The organism is Pseudomonas sp. MYb13, from assembly GCF_002980075.1.
GTDB lineage: Bacteria > Pseudomonadota > Gammaproteobacteria > Pseudomonadales > Pseudomonadaceae > Aquipseudomonas > Aquipseudomonas lurida.
Map to the genome: position 1 here is coordinate 1 of NZ_PCQI01000018.1, position 22,179 is coordinate 22,179.

Below are 22,179 nucleotides of genomic sequence, written 5' to 3' on the forward strand. Positions count from 1 at the left end.
TTCCCGTGGATGAGCGAGATCATGGACTTGAAGAAAGAGAAAAACTTCTTCGAGACCCGTGTGATCGAGTACCAGACTGGCGGCGCGCTGAGCTGGGATTGATTCCTGAGCCAAGCTGCACGATGAAGCCCTGACTTGTTCAGGGCTTTTTTATGCGTGGAGAATGGCCACTTTTTGAAGCACATCATCTCAAGCGGCTCGCCCAGAAGGGTTCGGATCGCATCACCAATGCTGTAGCCTTGTGCCCCAATTGCCATCAGCGTTGTCACCGATCGAGTGATCGGAACGCTTTCACTGCAGCGCTTTACAGCAACGTCGGAAGATTGGCACGGGAGTAAACTCCTGCTGTCACACCTGATGCACACTCAAAAAAACAGTAGATAGGACCGAGGCCAACCCGTGAACCCAGACATGCTCGAAGCCGGCCCCGCAGACGCCAAAGTACTTTCCGTCTTTGACTTCGACGGCACCCTGACCCACCACGACAGTTTCGTGCCATTCCTCAAGTTTGCCTTTGGCACCGGCGAGTTTTATGGCCGGATGGTCAAGCTGGCGGTGCCGGGGCTGCGCTTTTTGCTGAGGCAGCTCAGCCGGGATGAATTGAAGGCGCAGCTGATCCGCACCTTCATGACAGGGGTGGAAAAGGCGTGGGTACAGCAGAAGGCCGAGGAGTATTGCCAGCGCAATTGGGCGCGGTTGATGCGACCGGCCGGGGTACTGTCGGTGGAGCAGGAGTTGGGCTCGGGGGCAGTGGTGACGCTGTGCTCAGCGTCGCCGGCGTTGGTGTTGCAGCCGTTTGCCGATCGGCTTGGGATCAAGTTGATTGGCACTGAGCTTGAGGTCGTTGACGGGGTGTTGACCGGCAAGCTCACCGGCAATAACTGCCGCTGTGAGAACAAGGTGTTGCGGCTTGAGGCGGTGTATGGGGACCTGGGGGAGTATCGGCTCCGGGCCTGGGGCGATACGCGTGGGGACCGGGAATTGCTGGCGGCGGCGCAGGATGCGCATTTTCGGCACTTTCATGCGAAGAAGAAAAAGCGCGCTCGGTTGCAGCGGTGATGCGGGCGGGTGGGATCGGCAGGTAGACCGAGGCGATCCCTTCGCAGCCTCGCTGGGGCTCGATAGCGCCCACATTTGAGCGGATGAGCACCGAGGGTCGCGCACTAGCATAGGGTGCTAGTGCGCGGATGGCCCATTCCGATCAATCGTCACCGCTACCCAATTCTTGATCTTGAAATGCGGATCGAACCGCTTCCACAACCCGTTCGGCTAGGTGAATAACTTCCAGCTGCGGATAAGCTTTCTTCAATTTCCCCGATACCTGCCAGCCATTTTCCTTTAACGAGCGAATGACTCGGTTTGCGTCCTGATCAGGCATTTCCAGCACTTCTTTCAGCCGTTCCTGGGCGCGCTGAAAGATGACCAACACACGCGCTTCATCAGCCATCTCTATACGAACCGTGTGCGCCACTACCTGTGCCGTATACAAGACTTGTTCGGTCAAGTCGGGGTAGCGCCACGCGAATTGCGCATCGTCGTAGTCATCGAAGACCAGATTGCTGCGGGTTCCGTCCTCGTAGACTACAAGTTCTCCAAATCGATAGGAGCCAGCGTAGCGTTGCATGAATGGCCGCGAAAATGCCTCCAGCGTACCGATTCGACGCGTAGTGGCTGTGCAAGCGAGATACGGTAGCGGTCAGCGAGTGCCTTGAAGCCTACCTGCATGATCGAATCCCCTAACGAACGCCAAAAAACGATAACTATTAGGGGATAGTAGGCGAAAACGATAATTTTGTGAGCACGAAAACGCTAATGCACTTTTAAATTTGCTAACAAATCAGCCATTTCATTTGAAAACGATAACGACCTAAAAGGGAAACGATCCGAGTTGATGGGGCCGTCAGGAGACCGAGGCGATCCCTTCGCAGCCTCGCTGGGGCTCGACAGCGCCCACAGTTGATCTCTGTCGCTCGGAGGGACGGTGTCTGGCTTGAGTGTTATATCGCGGCTTTGAGGTCCACACCCAAGGCCGTGGCGAAGGCTTTGACCATCGGGCTGCGCGGGGCGTTGTGGCGCAGGATCAGGTTGAATGCCGTGCTGAGGTGCACCTGTTCCGGGCACAGTGCGCGTAGGCGCCCTTCCCTTACCAATGGCGCGGCGTAGTGTTCTGGCAGGAAGCCCAGGAAGCGACCGGTGAGAATCAGGATGGCGACGGCTTCGACCTGGGAGGCCGAGGCGGACTGGCTGTCGTAGGTGACGAAGTTGGCCTTGTCGCGATGGATCGCATACCGATGGTTGACCACTTCATATTGGCGCAGCACCTCGGGCGAGATGCCATTCTCGTTGAAGAGCGGGTGTCCTACGGCGCAGTAGGCGTGGGACTTTTCGTCGTACAGCGGGAAGTAGTCGAATTCTTCGCGGCGCTGGTAGACGGGAACGATGCCGACAATCAAGCGCCCTTCCACCACACCGCGTTCAACTTCGTCCAATTGCGAGGCATGCAGGCGTAATCTTATTTTTGGTGATTGGCGGTGTAAGTTGCCCAGCGCGGTAATCAACGGGGAATTAACGTCGGACACGGTGTTATCAATAACGCCGACACTAAGGTCGCCAATAAGCTCGTTTTGCGCCGAACTAAGCTTGTCGCGAAAACTGTCCACCGAGGTAAATAACTCGATGGACGCCTGATACACCAACTTGCCTTCTTCGGTCAGCCCGAACCCTTCCCGGCCTCGTGTGCACAGGCGCATGCCGATGCGGATTTCCAGGTCGGAGATCTGCTTGCTGATGGCTGCCAGCCCCACGTTCAGCTCGTTTTGCGCGGCACTGAAGCCACCCGCTTCGACCACGGCCATGAACACCCGCAGCAATTTGAAGTCCAGCCCGCTCAACTGCAGGGGCGGTCTTGTGCCGGGTTTTGGCGGCAGGTTTCCAGAAGTGGAAAGTGGAGTTTCCATAATACGCGTTGACCTCAAGTGCCATATTCAACAGGCTTCAACCCAGTCCTTGAACATAGCCAGGCGGCGATAATGAACATAAACATCCGCCCTTGGCAACCTTGAATACGGCGCGTCAGACGCTGATTCAGTCTAGTTGAAAACTTATTTTTACTGCCTCCGACTCTTCTAAAAACAAGCGTGAGGAATACCCATGTCCCAACCCACCGACCGCCTTTGGGGTGCTCGTTTCAAGACCGGCCCGTCGGCTGCGTTGGCCGCGTTGTCGCGCTGCCCAGAGCGGTATTTCCGCCTGACGCCCTACGACCTGGCCGGCTCTCGCGCCCATGCCCGTGAGTTGCAGCGCGCCGGGTTGCTGGATGAGTCGCAGACCCTGCGCACCCTCGAAGCCCTGGACCAGATCGGCCATGACTTCGCCGCCGGCCGCTTGCATCCGACCCTGGATGACGAGGACGTACACACCTTTATCGAACGCGTATTGATCGAGCGCTTGGGCGCTTTGGGCGCCAAATTGCGCGCCGGGCGTTCGCGTAATGACCAGACCGCCAACGATCTACGCCTTTTCCTACGTGACCATGCGCGCACCATCACCACCGAAGTGCTGAGTTTGCAGCAGGCGTTGGTGGAACAGGCCGAGCAGCATATCGAGAGCATCTGCCCCGGTTTTACCCATTTGCAGCAGGCGCAGCCGATTGTGTTCGCCCATCACTTGCTGGCACACGCGCAATCGATGCTGCGGGACGTGCAGCGCTTGGTGGATTGGGATGCACGTACGGCGCTGTCACCACTTGGCGCAGCGGCAATGGCTGGTTCGGCGATTGCGCGCCAGCCGGAGCATTCGGCCAAGGAAATGGGCTACACCGGGCCGTGCGAAAACTCCATCGATGCCGTCGCCAGCCGTGACCATGTGGCGGAATTCCTGTTTGTGGCGGGCATGCTCGGGGTGAATATTTCGCGTTTGTCCGAGGAGTTTTGCCTTTGGTCTTCGCGGCAATTTCGCTGGGTGGTGTTGGACGACGCCTACGCCACAGGCAGCTCGATCATGCCGCAGAAGAAGAACCCGGACATCGCCGAATTGGCACGGGGCAAGGCTGGTCGCTTGATTGGCAACCTGACCGGGTTGATGTCGACGCTCAAGTCCTTGCCGCTGTCGTACAACCGCGACTTGAGTGAAGACAAGCACAGCGTGCTGGACAGTGTGGATACGTTGCTGCTGGTACTTCCAGCCATGGCCGGGATGGTGGCAACCATGACAGTCCAGGTGGAGGAGCTGCGGCGCCAGGCACCGATGGGTTTTACCTTGGCGACTGAGGTAGCGGATTGGTTAGCCACCCGTGGTGTGCCGTTCAAGGAGGCCCATGAGATTACTGGCGCGTTAGTACAGGCCTGTGAGAAGCATGAAATTGAGTTGTGGGAAGCCTCGCCAGCGATGTTGGCGCAGGTGGATGCGCGTCTCACACCCGAAGTGCGGGACTGCCTGACCCTGGAAGCGGCGATTGCAGCGCGCAGTGGCTGGGGTGGGACGGCGCCGGAGCGAGTGCGCGAGCAGATCGGCCGGTTGAAGATTGCACTGGCTGCACAGCAGCAGTGGGCTGAGAGTTATCAGGGGTTTCGGATTTAAGCCTGCATAGAGGGGGTGAACTCACCGGCGCTTTCGCAGGCAAGCCAGCTCCCACATTTGACCGGTTTTCAACCGTTGGACCGCGTACAGCAGTTAGCGCGTTATCAGTTTTGGAGAATCACCATGAACCAGACCCCGGCCGAGCGCTTGGAAACAGAGCGCAAGCTGTCCGAGAACCAGTTCGACATAACCCAGTACGAACACGTGCCGCGCCGCTATTACGGGCGGATGTTCTTTGCCACGTTGATCGTGATCGTGCTGGCAGCGCTGTTGCGCGCTTTCGCCAATGGCCAGATCGAATGGTCCTACATCGGCCAGTTCCTCACGTCCGAGGCCATTATTTGGGGCCTGGTGAACACCATCGTCATGTCGATCCTGGCGATGGCGTTGGGCGTAGTAATCGGGGTGATCACAGCGATCATGCGCATGTCGGCCAATCCGATCCTGCGTTATGTGGCCATCACTTACACCTGGCTGTTCCGTGGCACGCCGCTGATCCTGCAACTGCTGTTGTGGTTCAACCTGGCGCTGATTTTCCCGGTGATCGCGATTCCCGGCCTGTTCAGCATCGACACCGTCGACCTGATGACACCGTTCGTGGCTGCCCTGCTCGGCCTGAGCATCAACCAGGGTGCCTACACCGCCGAGGTGGTGCGCGCCGGTTTGCTCTCCGTCGACACCGGCCAGTACGAAGCGGCCAAGTCCATCGGCATGCCAAGCCTTCAGGCGCTGCGCCGGATCATTCTTCCGCAGGCCATGCGAGTGATCATCCCGCCGGTAGGCAACGAGTTCATCAGCATGGTGAAAATGACCAGCCTGGCCAGCGTGATCCAGTACTCGGAGCTGCTGCACAACGCGCAAAACATCTACTACGCCAACGCGCGGGTCATGGAGCTGCTGATTGTGGCCGGCATCTGGTACCTGGCGGTGGTGACTGTTCTTTCATTTGGTCAAAGCCGCCTCGAGCGTCGTTTTGCCCGCGGCGCCGGCAAGCGTTCGTAAGTCTGGGTTGAGGAGATTTGCCCCATGAGAAGCATCGTCAAGGCCGTCAACCTGAACAAGTACTACGACCAGTATCACGCGCTGCGCGACATCAATATCGAGGTCGAGCAAGGCGAAGTCATGTGCATCATCGGCCCGTCGGGTTCCGGTAAAAGCACGTTGCTGCGCTGCGTCAACCAGTTGGAAAAAATCGACAAGGGCGGCCTGTGGGTTGACGGCGAACTGGTGGGTTACCGCGTCGTCGGCAACAAGCTGCATGAGATGAATGAAGTGCAGATCGCCCGCCAGCGCCTGGCCACCGGCATGGTGTTCCAGCGCTTCAATCTATTCCCGCACATGACCGTGTTGCAGAACATCATCGAAGGCCCCTGCCAGGTACTCAAGCGCTCGCCCAAGGAAGCCATCGAAGACGCGTTGGAACTGCTGGCCCGCGTCGGCCTGGCGGACAAGCGCAATGCCTACCCGGTGGAATTGTCCGGCGGGCAACAACAGCGCGTGGCGATTGCCCGTGCGTTGGCGATGCGTCCCAAGTTGATGCTGTTCGACGAACCTACTTCAGCCCTCGACCCGGAACTGGTCGGCGAAGTGCTGTCGGTGATGCGCGACCTGGCCACCACCGGCATGACCATGATCGTGGTCACCCATGAATTGGGCTTCGCCCGCGAAGTCTCCAACCGCATGGTGTTCATGGACGCCGGCCAGATTGTGGAAGCCGGCAGCCCGGAAGAAATTCTAATAAGCCCACAAAACCCGCGTACCCAAAGCTTTATTTCTGCCGTTCGCACTTAACTAAAAAACTAACGAGAACGCCCCCATGAAAAAATTGTTTATCCCAACGTTGCTCGCAGGCCTGATGGCCTCCTCCGCTGTTTTCGCGGCATTGCCGGCGGCAATCAAGGAAAAGGGTGAGATCAGCGCGGCCATCGTGCCGAACTATCCGCCAATGGATTTCAAGGACCCGGCCACCAACAAGATCACCGGCCTGGACTTCGACCTGGGCAACGCCCTGGCCGAGCGCCTGGGCGTGAAGATCAAATGGCAGGAAACCGGCTTCGAACAAATGCTCAGCGGCTTGACCACCAAGCGCGTGGACATCGTGCTGTCGGGCATGACCGACACCGCCGAACGCCAGAAGGCGGTGACCTTCATCGACTACTTCACCAGTGGCCCGCAGTTGTACACCCTGGCCAAGCGTGAAGACCTCAAGGAATTGACTGACCTGTGCGGTAAAAAAGTCGGCACCAGCCGCCGCACTACCTGGCCGTCGGAAATTGCCGCCTGGAGCAAGGAAAACTGCGAAGCCGCGGGTAAGCCAGCGATCGTAGTCATCGGCACAGAAGGCTCGGCGGATGCACGGGCGCAGTTGCAGCAGAATCGCCTGGATGCGGCGATGCAGGGCAGCGAGACCATCCCTTACCTGATGTCGCTGGACAAGGGCAAGTACAAGCCGGTGGGGTTGGCGATTTCCAAGCAGTTCACGGGGCTGGGGATCGAGAAGAGCAACACGGAACTGGTCACGGCGATCAGTGAAGCGTTGCAGGGCATGATTGATGATGGGACGTACGGCAAGATCCTGAAGAAATGGGACCTGGAGCAAGGTGCCGTCGAGAAGATCACCATCAACGCCGGCCAGTAACGCAATCTGCAGGTGGGAGCTGGCTTGCCTGCGATAACGGTGGGCCAGGCAACGCATGTGCAAGCTGGCTCATCGCTGTCGCAGGCAAGCCAGCTCCCTCACGTTTGATGAGTGTTACCTAGAGAACATAACAAGGACATCCGCCCCACCGTGGCCACCTACTCCCTGGTAATCCGCCGCCTGATGATCTGCTCGGTGACCATCGTGGTCAGCCGCGCCATGACCAGCCCGTTGCTGGCCTTGCTGCTGAGTACCCGCCTGGGCCTGAACCAGCAGGACATCGGCCTGTTGATGGGCATCGCGGTGTTTATCGCGACATTGCTGGGCCTGTACGGCGGCTACATCATCGACCGCCTGGAAAAGCGCAAGCTGCTGATCCTGGCCATGCTCTCCAGCTCCATCGGTTTTCTGTTGCTGACCTTTGCCAGCAACCTCTACCTCACGACCCTGACCCTGGTCATCACCGAAGCTGCGTCGGCGCTGTTCCTGATTGGCTCCAAAGCCATCATCAGCGAGAACCTGCCGGTAGGCGACCGCGCCAAGGTCTTTTCCCTGCGCTATACCCTGACCAACGTCGGCTACGCCACCGGCCCCATGGTCGGTGTGGTGATTGCCGGCCACATGCCGTTGGCACCGTTCCTGATCGCCAGTGCGATCGCCTTCGGCAGCCTGTTCCTGATGATCGGCATCCCGCCCACCCAGCGGGATGACAGCAACAAGCCATTGAGTTTCCTCACCACCCTGCGCACCTTGCGCAGCGACCGCACGCTGATCCTGTTCACCAGCGGCAGCCTGCTGAGCACCATTGTCCATGGGCGCTACACCCTGTATCTGTCGCAGTTTTTGCTAGTGGCCTACAAGCCTGCCGAGGCATTGAAGATTCTGTCTGCGGTGCTGGCCTGCAACGCCATCACCGTGATTTTGATGCAGTACCAGATCGGCCGCTTCCTCAAGCGTGAGCAACTGCGCTACTGGATCGTGCTCGGCACCTTGCTGTTCATTGCCGGGCTGATCGGCTTCAGCCTCGCGGACAGCCTCGTCACCTGGTGCCTGGCGATGTTCGTATTCACCCTGGGCGAAATGATCATCTACCCCTCCGAGTTCCTGTTCATCGACACCATTGCCCCTGATGCACTGCGCGGCAGCTACTACGGCGCGCAGAACCTCGCGGCGTTTGGCGGAGCGATGAGCCCGGTCATTTGCGGCTATCTGCTGATCAATGCGGCGCCGGCCAGCATGTTCTATGCGCTGGGTGCATTGACGGCGATAGGGGGAACGTTGTGCTTCTTGAGCGGGCGAAGGGTCGCAGGTTCTTGCTGATATTTACGCGGGATCCCGCTATTAATAGCGAAACTTCTCACGGACCCGAGCCCCATGAAATTCGACACGGCCTACAGCCTGAGTCTCGACGACAAGCTGTCGATCTACGACGTCCGAGACCTGAATTTCGACGAAACCGCCGATTTCGACTCCGACAAGGAGCGTTTCCTCTGCCCCAACGATGACTGCCGGGCAGCGTTTGATGCGAACAATGCGCTGGGCACGTTCAACGCAAAAAACGTCAATTACCTGCGCACGCCGCACTTCAAGAACAAGACCAGCACCCGGCACATCGACGGTTGTCGCTACGCCAGCACCCACAAGACTGCGACCGGGGAAGGTGACAACGAGCGCGAGGAAAACTTCCCATCGGAATTTGTACTCACCCGTCGGCAATATGCACGCACGGCCCCCTTGGTGAGCACCGAAGCAAGCGTCCCACAGGAGCCAGCGAAAGCACCGTCAAGCCGTGCCACTGGATCACCTGGTTCCAATGACAGCCCCCCGGATAAAACCAGCGTGTTCGCTCACCCGGTGGAATGCTTTGTGTCGAATATCGACGACAAGGACACACTCAAGTCCATGCCGTTGAAGATCGGCGACCACACGGCGACCTACTGGACGTTTTTCAAAAAGATCGAATACCTGCAAGACAACAAAGGCTTGATCTATTGGGGCAGGATCAAGGCGATCAAGGACTACACAAGCAGCTTTCGCATCGACTTCGAAAAAAAGGTATGGCTCGACAAGAAGCCCTACTCGGTCAACGTCTACCTGAGCAAAAAACTCATCGATAACTACCGCAAGCGCAAGGCATTCCTGGAGCAGATCAAGGCGGCGGTAGACAGCGAACGGACGCTGTATTGCTTCTTCTATGGCGTGACGCCGACGTTTAAACAGGTGCCCAGCAAGAAAAACCCCGAGCAGACGTTTGGCGTGTTCAGCGCGAATATCGAGAACCTGGATCACCTGATCATTCGCGAGGCACCGGGGCTGGAATAGTGGGTCGTTGAAAATCCAGTTGATGAGCGGTCAAAACAACTGTACAAAAACACAGTATAGTTTGCCCTCCCCCGTCGAATCCTGGAGAAACCCCATGTCCTCTCTGGCAATGAGCTCTTTCGTAGAACAGCAGATCGTCCTGCATCAATTCACCGCCAAGCACAGCGTACAGGCCCGTGCGATGTTGGGCTGGAGCCGGGAACACCTGGCGCTTCAGGCTGGCGTGGCGGTCGAAGCGGTCCAACAGTTTGAAAGTCAGTGCGACGTGGGTGATGAAACCCGCCTGGCGTTGGCGTTTCGCCTGGAGGCTGAAGGGCTGGTGTTTTTCCCGGGTTTTGCGCCGGGGTGGGGGATGAGTGCACGCCGGTTTGACACCGCTGCAACCGAGCCCGCAGCGCGAGGAATCATCTCTCGTTTGATCGGTACCACTTCGGCGTCACTTGACTCCCCAACCCCTCAACCGAACGGTGCGTAGCGTCCAGTCGCCTCACCGGGCAAGTGAGGGTCTCGGCCTCTCCCATCTACTTGGGTGTAAACCGTACGGGGTCAAGGCTCCGGCCTGATAGCCACCTGGGCTGCCTGTTCATAACCGTAGGCCACTGCCAACAAGGTAGGTTCGGCCCAACGGGTACCGAAGAAATAGGCACTGGTGGGTAGACCGTCCTCATCGACACCCGAAGGCACGGCGATGCCTGGATAGCCAGCAGCCGCGACGCCGAAGTAACTGTTGGTCTCGAAATCCGAGACCACGGCGTCGAGGTTATGCAACTGGATCGGGTCATCCACGGTACTGCGAAAATCCTGGATAAGCGCGTTCCACAGGGGCTTGCGCTGTTCCGCCGTCAGGGTAGCGGCATTAACGTCCTTGAGCACTGGCTGATGGTCTGCTTGCGCACCATCGCGTTCGTCGTTGAACTTGATCAGTTCGGTCAGTGACTTCACCGGCAGCCCCGGGCGCTTGGCCAGATAAGCATTAAGCTCGTCCTTCACGTCCGAGAGCAGCAACTCGTCGTAGCGTGATGCGTCGGCCAGGCGCTGATTGATCGGCACCAATACCGCGCCTTGCTCGCGTAGCACCTTGAGTGTCCGGCTGAACTGGGTACTGTTGTCGACCGACAGGGTTTCGCCGTTTGCGGAAAACGTCGCGGGGTAGCCGATACGCTTGTCTTTCAGCGCGCCTGGAACCAGTAACCGGGTGTAATCGACGCCTTGGGGCGCTCCCACGCTCGCCGGGTCCTGAGGATCACTGCCTGACATGGCATTGAGCATCAATGCAACATCGAACACTGAGCGAGCCATCGGGCCCGGCGCATCCTGATGCTGACTCGCGGGAATAATCCCGGTGCGGTTCAGTAGGCCAACCGTGGGCTTGAGCCCCACAACACCATTGCGTGCTGCTGGCACAATAATCGAACCATTGGTTTCAGACCCCACCGCCAAGGGCGCCAACCCTGCCGCGACCGCGGCGGCAGACCCGGAACTGGAACCTCCGACGTCGGCACCCGGCTTATGCGGGTTACGGGTTTGCCCGCCACGGCTGCTCCAGCCATCGGGACCACCACGAAACCCGGCCAGCTCGGTCATATTGGTTTTACCCAGGATCACAGCGCCCTGCCGGATCAGGTGGTCAACCAACGGCGCATTCCTGCCTGCCGTTTCGCCAACAAGGCCATACGCCCCCGCACTGGTTTGCATGCCTGCCGTTTCTATGGTGTCCTTGAGCAACACGGGAATACCATGCAGTGGCCCGCGCACCTTGCCGCTGGCGCGCTCGCGATCCAACTCGCGCGCGGTCTCAAGTGCCTCTGGGTTGAGTTCAATCACCGAACGCAGTTGCGGGTCCAACCTGCGAATCCGTTCCTGCAGGTAACTGACCAGATCGGCGGAGCGGAGCCCACCCGGCAGGGCCATTTGCCGGCCAAGCTCACTGACGCTGAGGGACTCGGTACCGGGCGGAACGGGCTTTGAGGTCGCACGAGAGTCGTCGCCGGCGAAGGTTTGCAGGGTTTGCCGGGCAATCAAGCCCAAGCCATAGGCAATAGAGAACATAAGACCTCTTGGGGAGTAAGAAACGACGAAGGACCGCCATTGATCCATGCCCCAGTCTAAAAAACCCTCGCCTTCCCAACAGCGCGACGCATACCGTTTAAAACGTGGGATTATTCAGCGCGCCAGGTAGCCTGCCCTGTACCGCCGTCAGCCGGCAGGCACTGCGATACGCCTGCACCAGGTTCGGCAGCGCCCCCTTCGACCCCCGCTCGCCATAGAACCACAGCGTTGTGCCGTCCCCAAGTGGCTCGCCAAGCCTGGGACAACCCACCCAACAGGCAGGGTCAAATGCAGCACTCTGGCTGTCGGACACCAGCGCATCCAATCGATATTGACTGAAAAGTGCATCGATTGCATGGCGGGTGTGCAGGTTGAATTGCAGCGTGTCATCCACACACAGTGCAGGAACCTGCACCCGTTCCACCCCGGCCAGGCGCAGGTTTTCCAGCGCCCGCACGAACAGCGCGCGGTGTTCGATAGGGGAATGCCCATCGCCTCGCTCGTAGGGTCCTGCAACCCCCACGCGCAGGCCAGTTACGCTTCGGTCGGGCGTGAAGGTGGTGTTGTTCTGCACCAGGGGCACCTCCACCATGACCGGCCCCGAAGGGTCGATGCCACTCAAGGCGACCAGCGATAACGATGGATCACGCACAGGTTTCACAGGGAAGGCCGGTGCGCTGTAACCAGGAATGTAAATGCCGCCCGATAAGTGCCTGTCGCTGCCGGAAGGCGCGCCGAAAGCGATACTGCCCGGGCTCGCTGCATCGGTGGAGGGGGTCGGTGGCGCTCTTGTCAGCCCCACCCTCTCCGGTAACACAGGTGACGGTGGGCCAGATCGACAAGGCATGCCCGACTGCCAATTTTTCTTACACTCGATGTCCATGTTGACAGCCCTGCGGAAGTGACTTTCCGCAGGATCATCGCCCCCTCGTCCAAGGGCTGGAACCGCCTAGAAACACCCGGAAACCTCCTTTTTTCCGACACGCCTGCCGTCAACCGGCGATGTGCTCTTGCGCGCCTTTCGGTTCCACCTCCAGCCACCACGCCCCGCCACGCTCAGGCTGATTCAAGCTGAACGCCTGCCCCATCGCCGGTGTGGTTATCGACACGTTGCGCTCCCAAGCCAGGGCCATGATGCGGTCAAACGGTTCGTGCCAGGCATGGAAGGCCAGGTCGAAGGTGCCGTTGTGGATCGGCAGCAGCCACCGCCCCTTGAGGTCGATATGGGCTTGCAGGGTTTGCTCGGGCTGCATGTGCACATGGGGCCAATCGACGTTGTAAGCGCCTGTTTCCATGAGTGTCAGGTCAAAGGGGCCGTACTGTTCGCCGATGCGTTTAAAGCCGTCGAAGTAGCCAGTATCGCCACTGAAGAAAATCCGCCGGGCACCGTCGATCATCACCCAGGAACACCACAGTGTCTGGTTGGCATCAAACAGCCCGCGCCCGGAAAAATGCTGCGCAGGTGTGGCGACAAACCGAATGCCATCCACTTCAGTGCCCTGCCACCAATCCAATTGGCGCACTTTGCTCGCCTCCACGCCCCACTTGACCAACAGGTCGCCCACGCCCAACGGAGCAAGAAAATAGCGGGTTTTCTCGGCCAATTGGACGACAGCCTTGCGGTCAAGATGGTCGTAGTGATTGTGGGAAAGAATCACCGCTTCCAAGGGCGGTAACGCCTCAAGACTGATGGGTGGCAAGTGGAAACGCTTGGGGCCGGCCCAACTGAACGGTGAGGCGCGCTCGGCGAACACCGGGTCGGTGACCCAGAATTTTCCGCGCATCTTGAGCAAAACGGTGGAATGCCCAAGACGGAACACGCTGTGATCCGGAGCGGCTAGCAGCTGCTCGCGAGTCAGCGGTTGCACCGGAATCTGCCCCACCGGGCGCGTGCTGCGCGGTTTGTTGAACAGCATGTTCCAGAAAATGCGCAAGGTCTTGCCAAAGCCACCGTGCTGCACGGGAGCATCATTGCTGAAAGGCTTCTGGTCCTGCTCGGCAGGTTTGCGCGTGGCTGGCGATGAATCGACACGGGATGAGAGGGTGGCCATTACCGGGTGACTCCTACGGCTCGCTCATAAATTACACTGCACAGTGTAGTTTCAAGATTGCAACAAAATCCGGAGCAAGTAAACTACCGAGTGTAACTTTCCTTTCCCTGAAGAGCCGAGCGCCACCCATGACTGCCCCACAACGCCTCACCGACCGTAAACGCGAAGCCATCGTGGCCGCGGCTATCGCCGAGTTTCGCGCGAACGGTTTCGAGGTCACCAGCATGGACAAGATCGCGGCCACCGCTGGCGTATCCAAGCGCACGGTGTACAACCACTTCCCCAGCAAGGAAGAATTATTCGCCGAAATCCTGCATCAACTCTGGGCCAGCAGCGTCGCTCAGCTTGACGTCAGCTACACCAGCGAGCGTCCGCTGCGCGATCAATTGCGCGGGTTGCTGGAGGCAAAGATGAAAATGATGTCGGACGCCAATTTCCTCGATCTGGCCCGGGTCGCGATTGCCGCCACTATCCATTCGCCAGAGCGTGCGCAAGACATGGTCACCCGCCTGAGCAAGCGTGAAGAAGGCTTCACCCAGTGGGTACGGGCCGCCCAGGAAGACGGCCGACTCAACTGCCCCGACCCGGCATTTGCCGCCCACCAGATCCAGAGCTTGCTCAAAGCCTTTGCCTTTTGGCCACAGATTACCCTCGGCCAACCCACCTTGGACGCTGCCAGCCAAGCCAGCGTCATCGAGTCAGCCATCGACCTGTTCCTGGCCGGCTACGAAGTCACCCCGTCTCGCCAGCCGTAATCCTGTTGTGTGAACGACATTTCAGGTCGTTTTTGACGCATTCGCCCTCTGTTTTGCGCAAATGGCCTGGAAGGACACTGATTATTCCCGCACGAATAACTGACAATATTCATAGGCTTTATCCGATCAACGGCTAAGCCTGCGAACGCGTGTCGTCGTTTCTGCAAAAAGCTGACCCAGGAATTTATGGAAAACAGACAAGGCAAAGGGCTGTCCTTTGCCCGGCGAATCTACAAGCCAAGGATTATCGGCACGGCGATGTGCTGTATCAGCGTCATCGCTGCGCTGTATCCGCTCGCGATGCCGGGTTGGGTCTGGGCATTGTTGCTGGTCAACGCTTTCGCCTGGCCACATCTGGCTTATCAACTGGCAACCCGCTCTAAATTTCCCTACGACGCCGAACAGCGCAACCTGATGTATGACGCGCTGTTCAGCGGGTTCTGGGCCGCGACGCTGCAGTTCACCCCGCTGACCACCGTGACCCTGCTGTCGATGGTCGCCATGAACAACGTCGCCGCCGGTGGCAAGCGCCTGTTAATACGCGGCGCAGGAGCCCAGTTGCTCGGCGCGGGGGCAGGCGCGTTGTTGTTCGGCGTGCAGTTCAACCCTTCGGTCAGCCTGGTCCAGGTCTACGCCTGCCTGCCCATGCTCACGCTCTACCCCATGGCGATCGGCATGGTCTGCTACCAACTGGCGATCAAACTTTCGGAACACAAACGTGCCCTCAGCGCACTGAGCCGCATCGATAGCCTCACCGGCCTGCTCAATCACGGCTCCTGGAAAGACCTGCTGCACCTCAAGTTCCACAAGTGCCAGCAACAGCAGAGCCACGCCACCATCGCCTTGATCGATATCGATCACTTCAAGCAGATCAATGACACCCACGGCCATATCGTCGGCGACGCCGTACTGCGCCAACTGAGCCTGGAGCTGCGCCGCAGCCTGCGGGAAAACGACTTGGCCGGGCGTTACGGCGGCGATGAGTTCTGCGTGATTCTTCCGAAAATGCCGCTGGAAAAGGCCGCTGAGGTCATGGAACGCATACGCGAAACCTTCAGTAACTACCGTAACCCGCAGATCCCTGAACTGCGCGTGAGCCTGAGCATTGGCCTGGCGGGGTTCCAGCCGTCGTTTACCGATGCCGCCATGTGGCTCAATGCAGCGGACCGGGCGCTGTATACGGCGAAAGACACGGGGCGTAACCGGGTCAACGTGAGCGACGAAAGGGTTGCCTACTCCGCCTGAAACAGTGCGACGACAGCTCGTCCGAATCTTCCTGCCTGCGCGCCGCAAGAAAGCATAATGCCACCATTGGTCGCCTACCCAAAAAAGGTCCTGCCTTCGGGGCGAACTTCTTGTCAGGCTTATCACTCTGAATCCGTTGTCCACCCCTCTGTCGGCACAAGGAAGCTGACAATGAGCAAGTCAACCGTATGGCGCATGCCTTACGGGGGCAGGCGCATACCCAAGGAAACTCCAGCAGTCTGCTTGCCCGAGCATCCGAACATGCTATTTAACGCACATAAAAAAACCATACATTCGCTGCAACACACCCTTGCCCAACATGCCAGTTTGCTGGACGCCATCGAGCGCTCCATGGCGGTGATCGAATTCGACCTGCAGGGCAACGTGCTGCGGGCCAATGCCAATTTCCTACAGACCATGGGTTACCGCGCCGAACAGGTCGAGGGCCAACCCCATCGGATGTTCTGTACCCCGGCATTCGCTCGCAGCGCCGAGTACAACCAGCTGTGGTCGAACCTGCGCAATGGCCTTTTCCAGTCCGGCACCTTTGAACGGGTGGCCGGCGATGGTCAGTCGGTGTGGCTCGAAGCCAGCTACAACCCAGTGCGAGATGAAGAGGGGCACGTGACCAAAGTGGTGAAGTACGCCATGGACGTCACCCCGCGCCTGCAGGCCGAAAGCGAAGCGAACGCCAAGCTGGAAGCCATCGGCAGGGCGATGGCGGTGATCGAATTCAACCTCGACGGCACCATCATCACCGCCAACACGAACTTCCTGCAGCGCATGGGTTACACCCTCGCGCAGGTCCAGGGCCAGCACCATCGCCTGTTCTGCACGAAAGCGTTGGCCAACAGTTCGGCCTACGAGGATTTCTGGCGGCGCCTGAACCAGGGTGAATTGTTCAGCGGCCAGTTCGAGCGCGTGGATAAAAACGGCCAGACCGTGTGGCTCGAAGCCAACTACAACCCGGTGTACGACGCCAGCGGGCGCCTGTGCAAAGTGGTCAAGTTCGCCTCGGACATCACCGCCAGGGTGCAACAACATGCCGCCGACGCCGCCAGTGCCGCCCAGGCGTACCACATCTCCCTGAACACCCGGGACATCGCCGAAAAGGGTGCCGACGTGATCCAGCAAACGGCCAGCGGCATGCGCGACATTGCCGCGGACATCGACAGTTCTTCACAGAAGATCGCCAAGCTGGGCGAGCGCTCGCAGCAGATCTCCACCATCGTCAATACCATTCGCGGCATCGCCGACCAGACCAACCTGCTGGCACTCAATGCCGCCATCGAGGCGGCGCGTGCGGGCGAGCAGGGTCGCGGGTTTGCCGTGGTGGCCGATGAGGTACGGCAACTGGCAGCGCGCACCAGTGGTTCGACGGCAGAAATCTCCAGCATGATCGCGATGATCCAGGATGAAACCCGCGAGGCCATCCACAGCATGGACGGTACCCGCGACCGCGCCGCGCAAGGCGTGGACTTGGCCAATCGCGCCGGTACGGTCATCCTGCAGATTCGCGAAGGCACCGGTGAGGCCGTTCAGGCGGTGAGTGCGTTTGCCAATGAGCGTGGCGCTCACTGAGACGATCTTCATGCGGGCGGTCGGGGGCTCGGTCTATAGTGCTTCATTGTCTATTTGTCGATGATCCGAGCCCACCATGACCCCAGAAAAGCCTGAAGCCGCCCCTGTCGACCACCTGCGCTTCCACCGCGCCCACGCCCACTTGGCGCCGACCTTCGGCAACGACACCTTTGCCCTCAAGGCCGAAGCCTTCGCGCGCTTCTTTGGCACGCCCACGTTCCTCGGCGCACAAACTGCGCTCGTGGTGTTGTGGGTGGTGTTGAACATGACCGGTATCACGCATTTCGACGTGTACCCGTTCATCCTGCTCAACCTGGCTTTCAGCCTGCAATCGGCCTATGCCGCGCCGCTGATCCTGCTGGCCCAGACCCGCCAGGCGGCGCGCGACAAAGCCCAGTCCGATGCCGACGCACAACACCGCGAAGCGCTGGCAATCGCCAACAGCGAGCGCCAGGCCCAGGCTGCGCAGACCACCAAGCAGTTACTGGAACTGCTGGAGCAAAACACCCGGCTCACGGAAATGACCAAACAACTGACCGAACATATCGAAAGCCTCACGTGCGAAATGCATGAGCACTTTGTGCGAAAAGCCTAAGGCAACCGCACATGCCGGCCCAGCTCATCGAACAATGCGACCACCGAGCGCAATGCTCGACAATCCGGGCGCGTGAGCAACCACAGCGCCGTATTGTGCCCCGCCAATGCGGGCCCCAGTGGCTGCAGGCCTTCCCCCAATAGAAAGTCCGGCAATGCCGCCACACCCAGCCCCGCCCGTACCAATTCGGTCACCGACAGCATGCTGTTGCAGCGATAACTGGGGCGCACACCGGGCAGGTGCTCGCGACGCCAGACGACCGTCGGGTGATCGGGCAAGAAATCATCCGGGGCGATCCAAGGCAGGTCGGCCAACTCACGGCCCGCGTGTTGCTCGACGAAACCTCGGCTGGCGCAGACCTGGTATGACACGCTGCCAAGGCAACGTCCGACAAGGTGCTCGGGCGGCGCCTTGGTCAGGCGCAGGGCGATATCCGCGTCGCGGCGGCTGAGGTTGGCGAAATCATTCGACGTGCTCAGCTCCAGGGTCAGCGCCGGGTAATGCGACATGAACTGCGCGAGGGCCGGCAACAGCAACCCCTGCAGCACCGAATCGGTACAGGTCAGGCGCACCGTGCCGCTGATCACTTCACCGCCCTGCTCCACCCCAATGCGCGCAGCTTCCAGTGCTTGCTCGGCACGTTCCGCCTGCTGCGCCAGGTTACTCGCCAGGCTCGTGGGCAGGTAACCGGCGCGGCTTTTTTCGAACAACGTCTGGCCCAGCGCCGTCTCCAGGCGCCGCACTGCGCGAAACACCGTGGACACATCCACCCGCAACAATGCCGCCGCCCGGGCGAGGGTGCCACCGCGCACGAGGGCCAGGATCAGCGACAGGTCTGGGTAATCCAGTGAGTAGTGCGTGGTTGCATTGAGCATGTGCGCAAACGCCAATATTGATTGCGTGAACGCCAATCTATAGTGCGCCCCAGGACACCACAAGCCATGGGATGTACACGATGAACGCCACCCACCTCCACGTCGCCCTGATCGGCGACTACAACCTCGACGTGACCGCCCACCAGGCGATTCCCGTGGCGCTGCAACAAGCAGCCGATACCTTGGGCCTGACCGTGCACGTACAGTGGCTCGACACCGACGCCCTGCCCGTGACACTCCAGGGCTTCGACGGTTTCTGGTGCGTCCCCGCCACGCCCTATCGCGACACAGAGGCGGCCCTGCGGGCGATTCGTTTTGCCCGCGAACAGCGGCGACCGTTCCTGGGCACCTGCGGCGGCTTTCAACATGCCGTGCTGGAATATGCCCGCAACGTGGTGGGGTGGGCCGATGCCGAGCATGGCGAACTCGCCCCGGATGCCAAGCGCGCAGTGATCGCGCCATTGAGCTGTGCCCTGGTGGAAGCCACCGACACTGTGCGCCTGGCGCCCTACACGCGCATCGCCGACGCCTACGGCACCCTTGACCTGTTGGAGGACTATCGCTGCCGCTACGGCATCAACCCTGAGTTCATCGATGCCCTGCTCGAAGGCGACCTGATCCCCAGCGGCCATGATGCAGCTGGCGACTTGCGCGCGGTGGAACTGCTCGATCACCCGTTCTTCGTGGCCACCCTGTTCCAGCCCGAGCGCAGCGCGCTGAAAGGCGTCACCCCGCCCCTGGCGGTTGCCCTGCTCAAGGCATGCCAGGCGGTGTCGGCATGATCGCCCACACACCCGCACCGCCCTATTACGCGGTGATCTTCAGTTCACTGCGCACCGAAGGCGATCTCGGTTACAGCCAGGCCGCCACTCGCATGCTCGAACTGGCGCGCGAACAACCGGGGTTTCTCGGCGTGGAATCGGCACGGGAAGACGGCTTGGGCATCACCGTGTCGTACTGGGAAAATGAGGCGGCTATCCTGGCCTGGAAACAGCAGGCCGAGCACCGCGTGGTGCGCGAACAGGGGCGCGCCACCTGGTACTCGGCCTTCCAGACCCGGGTATGCAAAGTCGAACGGGCCTACGCCTTCCGGAATTGAAAGGCGCCCGCTTTTATACCTTCACCGGGTTGACAAACGTGCAGGCCTAACTGACCAGACTGCGCAACGCGCTGATCTGCGGGATCTCCACCCGCCGCATATACACCCGCAACGGCTCGGTGATGTTGATGCGGTCGTCGATGTTCTGGTCCAGCAGCAACTGGATACGGTCACGGGACAGGGTCATGGCCTGCTCCGGGGCCGGCAGCCAGACGAATTCGGCAGTGGGGATGATGCCGTCATCGGCCACATCCATGCCAAAGGAGTCTTCGCTGAATCGCACGATGTACTGGCCGGTCTTGCGGTTGAGGCCAACAAAACCGTGGAGTCGGTCGGCAGCCTGGCAGATAAGCTCGGAGGTGATGCGCATGGTAAACCTCACTGAAAAGTCCCATTGGGACTGGAAAGATGGTTTACACGCGTGGCGGGAAATACTGCCCTCTAACGGGGCGGCTTCGGCCAAGAGTACTGCAATGCCCCCGTCAAAAACCCGAAAATTTTGCCCGTGCGCACGTTAATGTCGGTTTGGTGATAGCGCCTTTCGCAATCAATTGTTAAAAAGGAGGCCTTCTCAAAGCTACCTCCACGAAAGGACTTCGCATATGCCTGTCACGTTTACCAAGAGCGCCCTGCTGCTCGCCCTGATGCTCGGCCTTGGCCAGGCACATGCGCAAGACCCCATCAGCCCGGCCGAATTGGCGACCAACGAAGGCATCCCCTACCCTGCCGTGATCGCCCACCGTGGCGCGTCCTTTGATGCGCCCGAGTCCACCGCCGCAGCCTACAAGATCGCCCGCGACCTGGGTGCCGACTACCTGGAAATGGACCTGCAGCGCAGCAAGGACGGCGTACTGTTCGCCCTGCACGACAACAACCTGCAGCGCACCACCGACGTGGCCACCAAGTTCCCTGATCGCAAGGATGCCCCGGCCAACGAGTTCACCTGGAAAGAACTGCAAACCCTCGACGCCGGCAGCTGGTTCAACACCGCCTACCCAGACCGCGCACGCCCAGGTTTCGTCGGCCTGAAAATCCAGAGCCTGGACGACATCATCAAGATCGCCGAAGGCAACCCGCAGCACAAACCCGGCCTGTACATCGAGACCAAGGAACCCAAGCAATTCCCGGGCATCGAGGCGGACCTGAAGAACAAGCTGCTGGATAAAGGCTGGCTGAGTTCCGCCGGCTCCAAGCTGGGCAAGAGCAACACAGGCGTCGGCCAGGGCAAGGGCCGCGTGGTGCTGCAAACCTTTGAAGTCGCCAGCCTGAAAGAGCTGCAGAAAGAGATGCCCAACACCCCGAAAATCCTGCTGCTGTGGGTGGGTGAAGGCAGCATCGAGCCTAAAAACAAGCAGACCTTCGCCGAGTCCGGCGAAACCACCAAGGCCGCCTACTACGCCAAGCAAGAGCCAAAGGACGCCGCCGAGTTCGAAAAATGGGTCGACGAAGCCAAGAGCCTCGGCGCCATTGGTACTGGCCCATCGGCTGAGCTGACCAACCATGGCGACCAGAGCTACTCGGACCTGGTCAAGCCGGAGATGAACAAGCTGACCCACGACAAAGGCCTGCTGGTGCACGTCTATACCGTGGATGAGCCGGTGGACTTCGACAAAGTGATGAAGGCCGGCGTCGATGGCATCTTCACCAACCGCGCCGCCGAACTGCTGAAGTTCTACAAGCGCTGGCCGTCGTCCAGCGTGCAGGACCTGTTGAACGACTATAAGTACTGAGTGAAGGCCCCATGGTCAGGCCGCCTGTGGTTGGGGCGTGACGACAGCCTGATCCTCGACGAGCTGGGGCGCACCGCGCCCCATGCGCATGACGCCCCCCATTGATGCTCTGCCCCAGCGCGCCGATCACGGTCAGCCTGCAAGGGCACCTCACCAACGCCCATCGCCTGTTCATCCCTTCGCGACAGCCCCACGCCATTCGCGAGGCGATCCCGCGCAACCAGCGGATTGAACAAACTGCGCAACTGCTTGAAATAATTAAGGGTGAATTAAGTTGCGCTGGTTAATCTGATCCCACTTAAACAGCTCACCCGAGAAGGACACACACCATGAAAACTTTGACTGCCCTGTTCGCTGCTACCGCCCTGACACTGACCGCCGGCCTGGCCCAGGCTGATGTTCGCCCCGACCAGATCGAAGGCCTGCTCAAATCCGGCGCCGTGAAGCCTTTCGAACAACTCAACAGCGCTGCACTGGCCACACACAAAGGTGCGACCATCACCGACACCGAACTGGACCACAACAACAGCGGCGTGCTGGTCTACGAAGTTGACCTGACTGACACCGCCGGCAAGAAGTTTGAAGTGAAGCTCGACGCCAAGACCGGCGCCGTGCTGGAAGACAAGATCGACAGCTGATTCACCGTCTCGCTCAAAGCCGC

23 protein-coding genes and 2 pseudogenes are annotated in these 22,179 nt (G+C 59.8%); 18 read left to right on the forward strand and 7 right to left on the reverse strand.

Annotation, left to right across the window (positions count from 1 at the left end):
* The 3 genes and pseudogenes from CQ002_RS28665 to CQ002_RS23940 form a co-directional block, all read left to right on the forward strand.
* Positions 1-102: hypothetical protein (locus CQ002_RS28665; protein ID WP_244913415.1), on the forward strand; the 102-nt coding region annotated here is incomplete at its 5' end.
* A 65-nt stretch (positions 103-167) separates the two neighbouring features.
* Positions 168-338: pseudogene (locus CQ002_RS23935) on the forward strand (HNH endonuclease); the annotation flags it as partial.
* Positions 339-411: 73 nt separating this feature from the next.
* Complete coding sequence (locus tag CQ002_RS23940) at positions 412-1,059, forward strand: HAD-IB family hydrolase (protein ID WP_034108886.1); 648 nt, start codon at positions 412-414, stop codon at positions 1,057-1,059.
* A 142-nt stretch (positions 1,060-1,201) separates the two neighbouring features.
* On the opposite strand, the pseudogene CQ002_RS23945 reads toward CQ002_RS23940, so the two are convergent.
* Positions 1,202-1,651 (reverse strand): annotated as a pseudogene (locus CQ002_RS23945) (cell filamentation protein Fic); the annotation flags it as partial.
* Between the two features lie 346 nt (positions 1,652-1,997).
* Complete coding sequence (locus tag CQ002_RS23950) at positions 1,998-2,957, reverse strand: LysR family transcriptional regulator (RefSeq protein ID WP_034108890.1); 960 nt, start codon at positions 2,955-2,957, stop codon at positions 1,998-2,000.
* Positions 2,958-3,150: 193 nt separating this feature from the next.
* Here CQ002_RS23950 and argH point away from each other — a divergent pair, with 193 nt between their 5' ends.
* From argH to CQ002_RS23985, 7 genes are all read left to right on the forward strand, one after another.
* The gene (gene argH / locus CQ002_RS23955; protein ID WP_034108892.1) at positions 3,151-4,578 is read left to right on the forward strand and encodes an argininosuccinate lyase; all 1,428 of its coding nucleotides are present in this window, start codon (positions 3,151-3,153) and stop codon (positions 4,576-4,578) included.
* Between the two features lie 123 nt (positions 4,579-4,701).
* On the forward strand, positions 4,702-5,580 hold the full coding sequence (locus tag CQ002_RS23960; RefSeq protein ID WP_034108895.1) for an amino acid ABC transporter permease: 879 nt from the start codon (positions 4,702-4,704) through the stop codon (positions 5,578-5,580).
* A gap of 24 nt (positions 5,581-5,604) precedes the next feature.
* On the forward strand, positions 5,605-6,369 hold the full coding sequence (locus CQ002_RS23965) for an amino acid ABC transporter ATP-binding protein (protein WP_034108897.1): 765 nt from the start codon (positions 5,605-5,607) through the stop codon (positions 6,367-6,369).
* 25 nt (positions 6,370-6,394) lie between these two features.
* Positions 6,395-7,216 carry an ABC transporter substrate-binding protein gene (locus tag CQ002_RS23970; RefSeq protein ID WP_069078097.1) on the forward strand — a complete coding sequence of 274 codons (822 nt, stop codon included), beginning with the start codon at positions 6,395-6,397 and terminating at the stop codon, positions 7,214-7,216.
* Positions 7,217-7,366: 150 nt separating this feature from the next.
* A complete protein-coding gene (locus tag CQ002_RS23975) occupies positions 7,367-8,536 on the forward strand; it encodes an MFS transporter (protein ID WP_034108901.1) in 1,170 nt (389 codons plus the stop codon).
* Positions 8,537-8,590: 54 nt separating this feature from the next.
* On the forward strand, positions 8,591-9,538 hold the full coding sequence (locus CQ002_RS23980; protein WP_034108903.1) for a hypothetical protein: 948 nt from the start codon (positions 8,591-8,593) through the stop codon (positions 9,536-9,538).
* A gap of 94 nt (positions 9,539-9,632) precedes the next feature.
* Entirely contained in the window at positions 9,633-10,013 is a 381-nt protein-coding gene (locus CQ002_RS23985; RefSeq protein ID WP_034108905.1) for an XRE family transcriptional regulator, read from the forward strand.
* A 71-nt stretch (positions 10,014-10,084) separates the two neighbouring features.
* On the opposite strand, the gene CQ002_RS23990 is transcribed toward CQ002_RS23985, so the two are convergent.
* The 3 genes from CQ002_RS23990 to CQ002_RS24000 form a co-directional block, all read right to left on the reverse strand.
* The gene (locus CQ002_RS23990) at positions 10,085-11,587 is read right to left on the reverse strand and encodes an amidase family protein (protein WP_105162759.1); all 1,503 of its coding nucleotides are present in this window, start codon (positions 11,585-11,587) and stop codon (positions 10,085-10,087) included.
* A 97-nt stretch (positions 11,588-11,684) separates the two neighbouring features.
* Positions 11,685-12,239: a hypothetical protein gene (locus CQ002_RS23995; RefSeq protein WP_080758318.1), complete on the reverse strand. Its 555-nt coding sequence runs from the start codon at positions 12,237-12,239 to the stop codon at positions 11,685-11,687.
* A gap of 340 nt (positions 12,240-12,579) precedes the next feature.
* A complete protein-coding gene (locus CQ002_RS24000; protein ID WP_034108909.1) occupies positions 12,580-13,638 on the reverse strand; it encodes an MBL fold metallo-hydrolase in 1,059 nt (352 codons plus the stop codon).
* Positions 13,639-13,766: 128 nt separating this feature from the next.
* On the opposite strand from CQ002_RS24000, the gene CQ002_RS24005 reads away from it, so the two are divergent.
* The 4 genes from CQ002_RS24005 (at position 13,767) to CQ002_RS24020 (ending at position 17,814) form a co-directional block, all read left to right on the forward strand.
* Complete coding sequence (locus CQ002_RS24005; RefSeq protein WP_034108911.1) at positions 13,767-14,393, forward strand: TetR/AcrR family transcriptional regulator; 627 nt, start codon at positions 13,767-13,769, stop codon at positions 14,391-14,393.
* A gap of 186 nt (positions 14,394-14,579) precedes the next feature.
* A complete protein-coding gene (locus tag CQ002_RS24010) occupies positions 14,580-15,638 on the forward strand; it encodes a diguanylate cyclase (RefSeq protein ID WP_034108913.1) in 1,059 nt (352 codons plus the stop codon).
* 261 nt (positions 15,639-15,899) lie between these two features.
* Complete coding sequence (locus tag CQ002_RS24015) at positions 15,900-17,219, forward strand: PAS domain-containing methyl-accepting chemotaxis protein (protein ID WP_034108915.1); 1,320 nt, start codon at positions 15,900-15,902, stop codon at positions 17,217-17,219.
* A gap of 76 nt (positions 17,220-17,295) precedes the next feature.
* Positions 17,296-17,814, forward strand: a complete 519-nt coding sequence (locus tag CQ002_RS24020) for a DUF1003 domain-containing protein (protein WP_034108917.1) — start codon at positions 17,296-17,298, stop codon at positions 17,812-17,814.
* Here CQ002_RS24020 and CQ002_RS24025 read toward each other — a convergent pair.
* The gene (locus CQ002_RS24025) at positions 17,811-18,689 is read right to left on the reverse strand and encodes a LysR family transcriptional regulator (protein WP_105162760.1); all 879 of its coding nucleotides are present in this window, start codon (positions 18,687-18,689) and stop codon (positions 17,811-17,813) included. The genes CQ002_RS24020 and CQ002_RS24025 overlap by 4 nt on opposite strands.
* An 80-nt stretch (positions 18,690-18,769) precedes the next feature.
* Between CQ002_RS24025 and CQ002_RS24030 the strand changes: the two genes are divergently transcribed.
* Entirely contained in the window at positions 18,770-19,471 is a 702-nt protein-coding gene (locus tag CQ002_RS24030) for a CTP synthase (RefSeq protein ID WP_105163160.1), read from the forward strand.
* A complete protein-coding gene (locus CQ002_RS24035; protein WP_105162761.1) occupies positions 19,468-19,788 on the forward strand; it encodes an antibiotic biosynthesis monooxygenase in 321 nt (106 codons plus the stop codon). The genes CQ002_RS24030 and CQ002_RS24035 overlap by 4 nt, the downstream gene beginning before the upstream one ends.
* A 46-nt stretch (positions 19,789-19,834) precedes the next feature.
* On the opposite strand, the gene CQ002_RS24040 is transcribed toward CQ002_RS24035, so the two are convergent.
* The gene (locus tag CQ002_RS24040) at positions 19,835-20,158 is read right to left on the reverse strand and encodes a DUF2025 family protein (RefSeq protein WP_034108923.1); all 324 of its coding nucleotides are present in this window, start codon (positions 20,156-20,158) and stop codon (positions 19,835-19,837) included.
* Positions 20,159-20,390: 232 nt separating this feature from the next.
* On the opposite strand from CQ002_RS24040, the gene CQ002_RS24045 reads away from it, so the two are divergent.
* Together CQ002_RS24045 and CQ002_RS24055 are read left to right on the forward strand one after the other, a co-directional pair.
* Positions 20,391-21,518 carry a glycerophosphodiester phosphodiesterase family protein gene (locus CQ002_RS24045; RefSeq protein ID WP_034108925.1) on the forward strand — a complete coding sequence of 376 codons (1,128 nt, stop codon included), beginning with the start codon at positions 20,391-20,393 and terminating at the stop codon, positions 21,516-21,518.
* A gap of 329 nt (positions 21,519-21,847) precedes the next feature.
* Positions 21,848-22,156, forward strand: a complete 309-nt coding sequence (locus CQ002_RS24055) for a PepSY domain-containing protein (RefSeq protein WP_034108927.1) — start codon at positions 21,848-21,850, stop codon at positions 22,154-22,156.
* Positions 22,157-22,179: the final 23 nt, after the last annotated feature.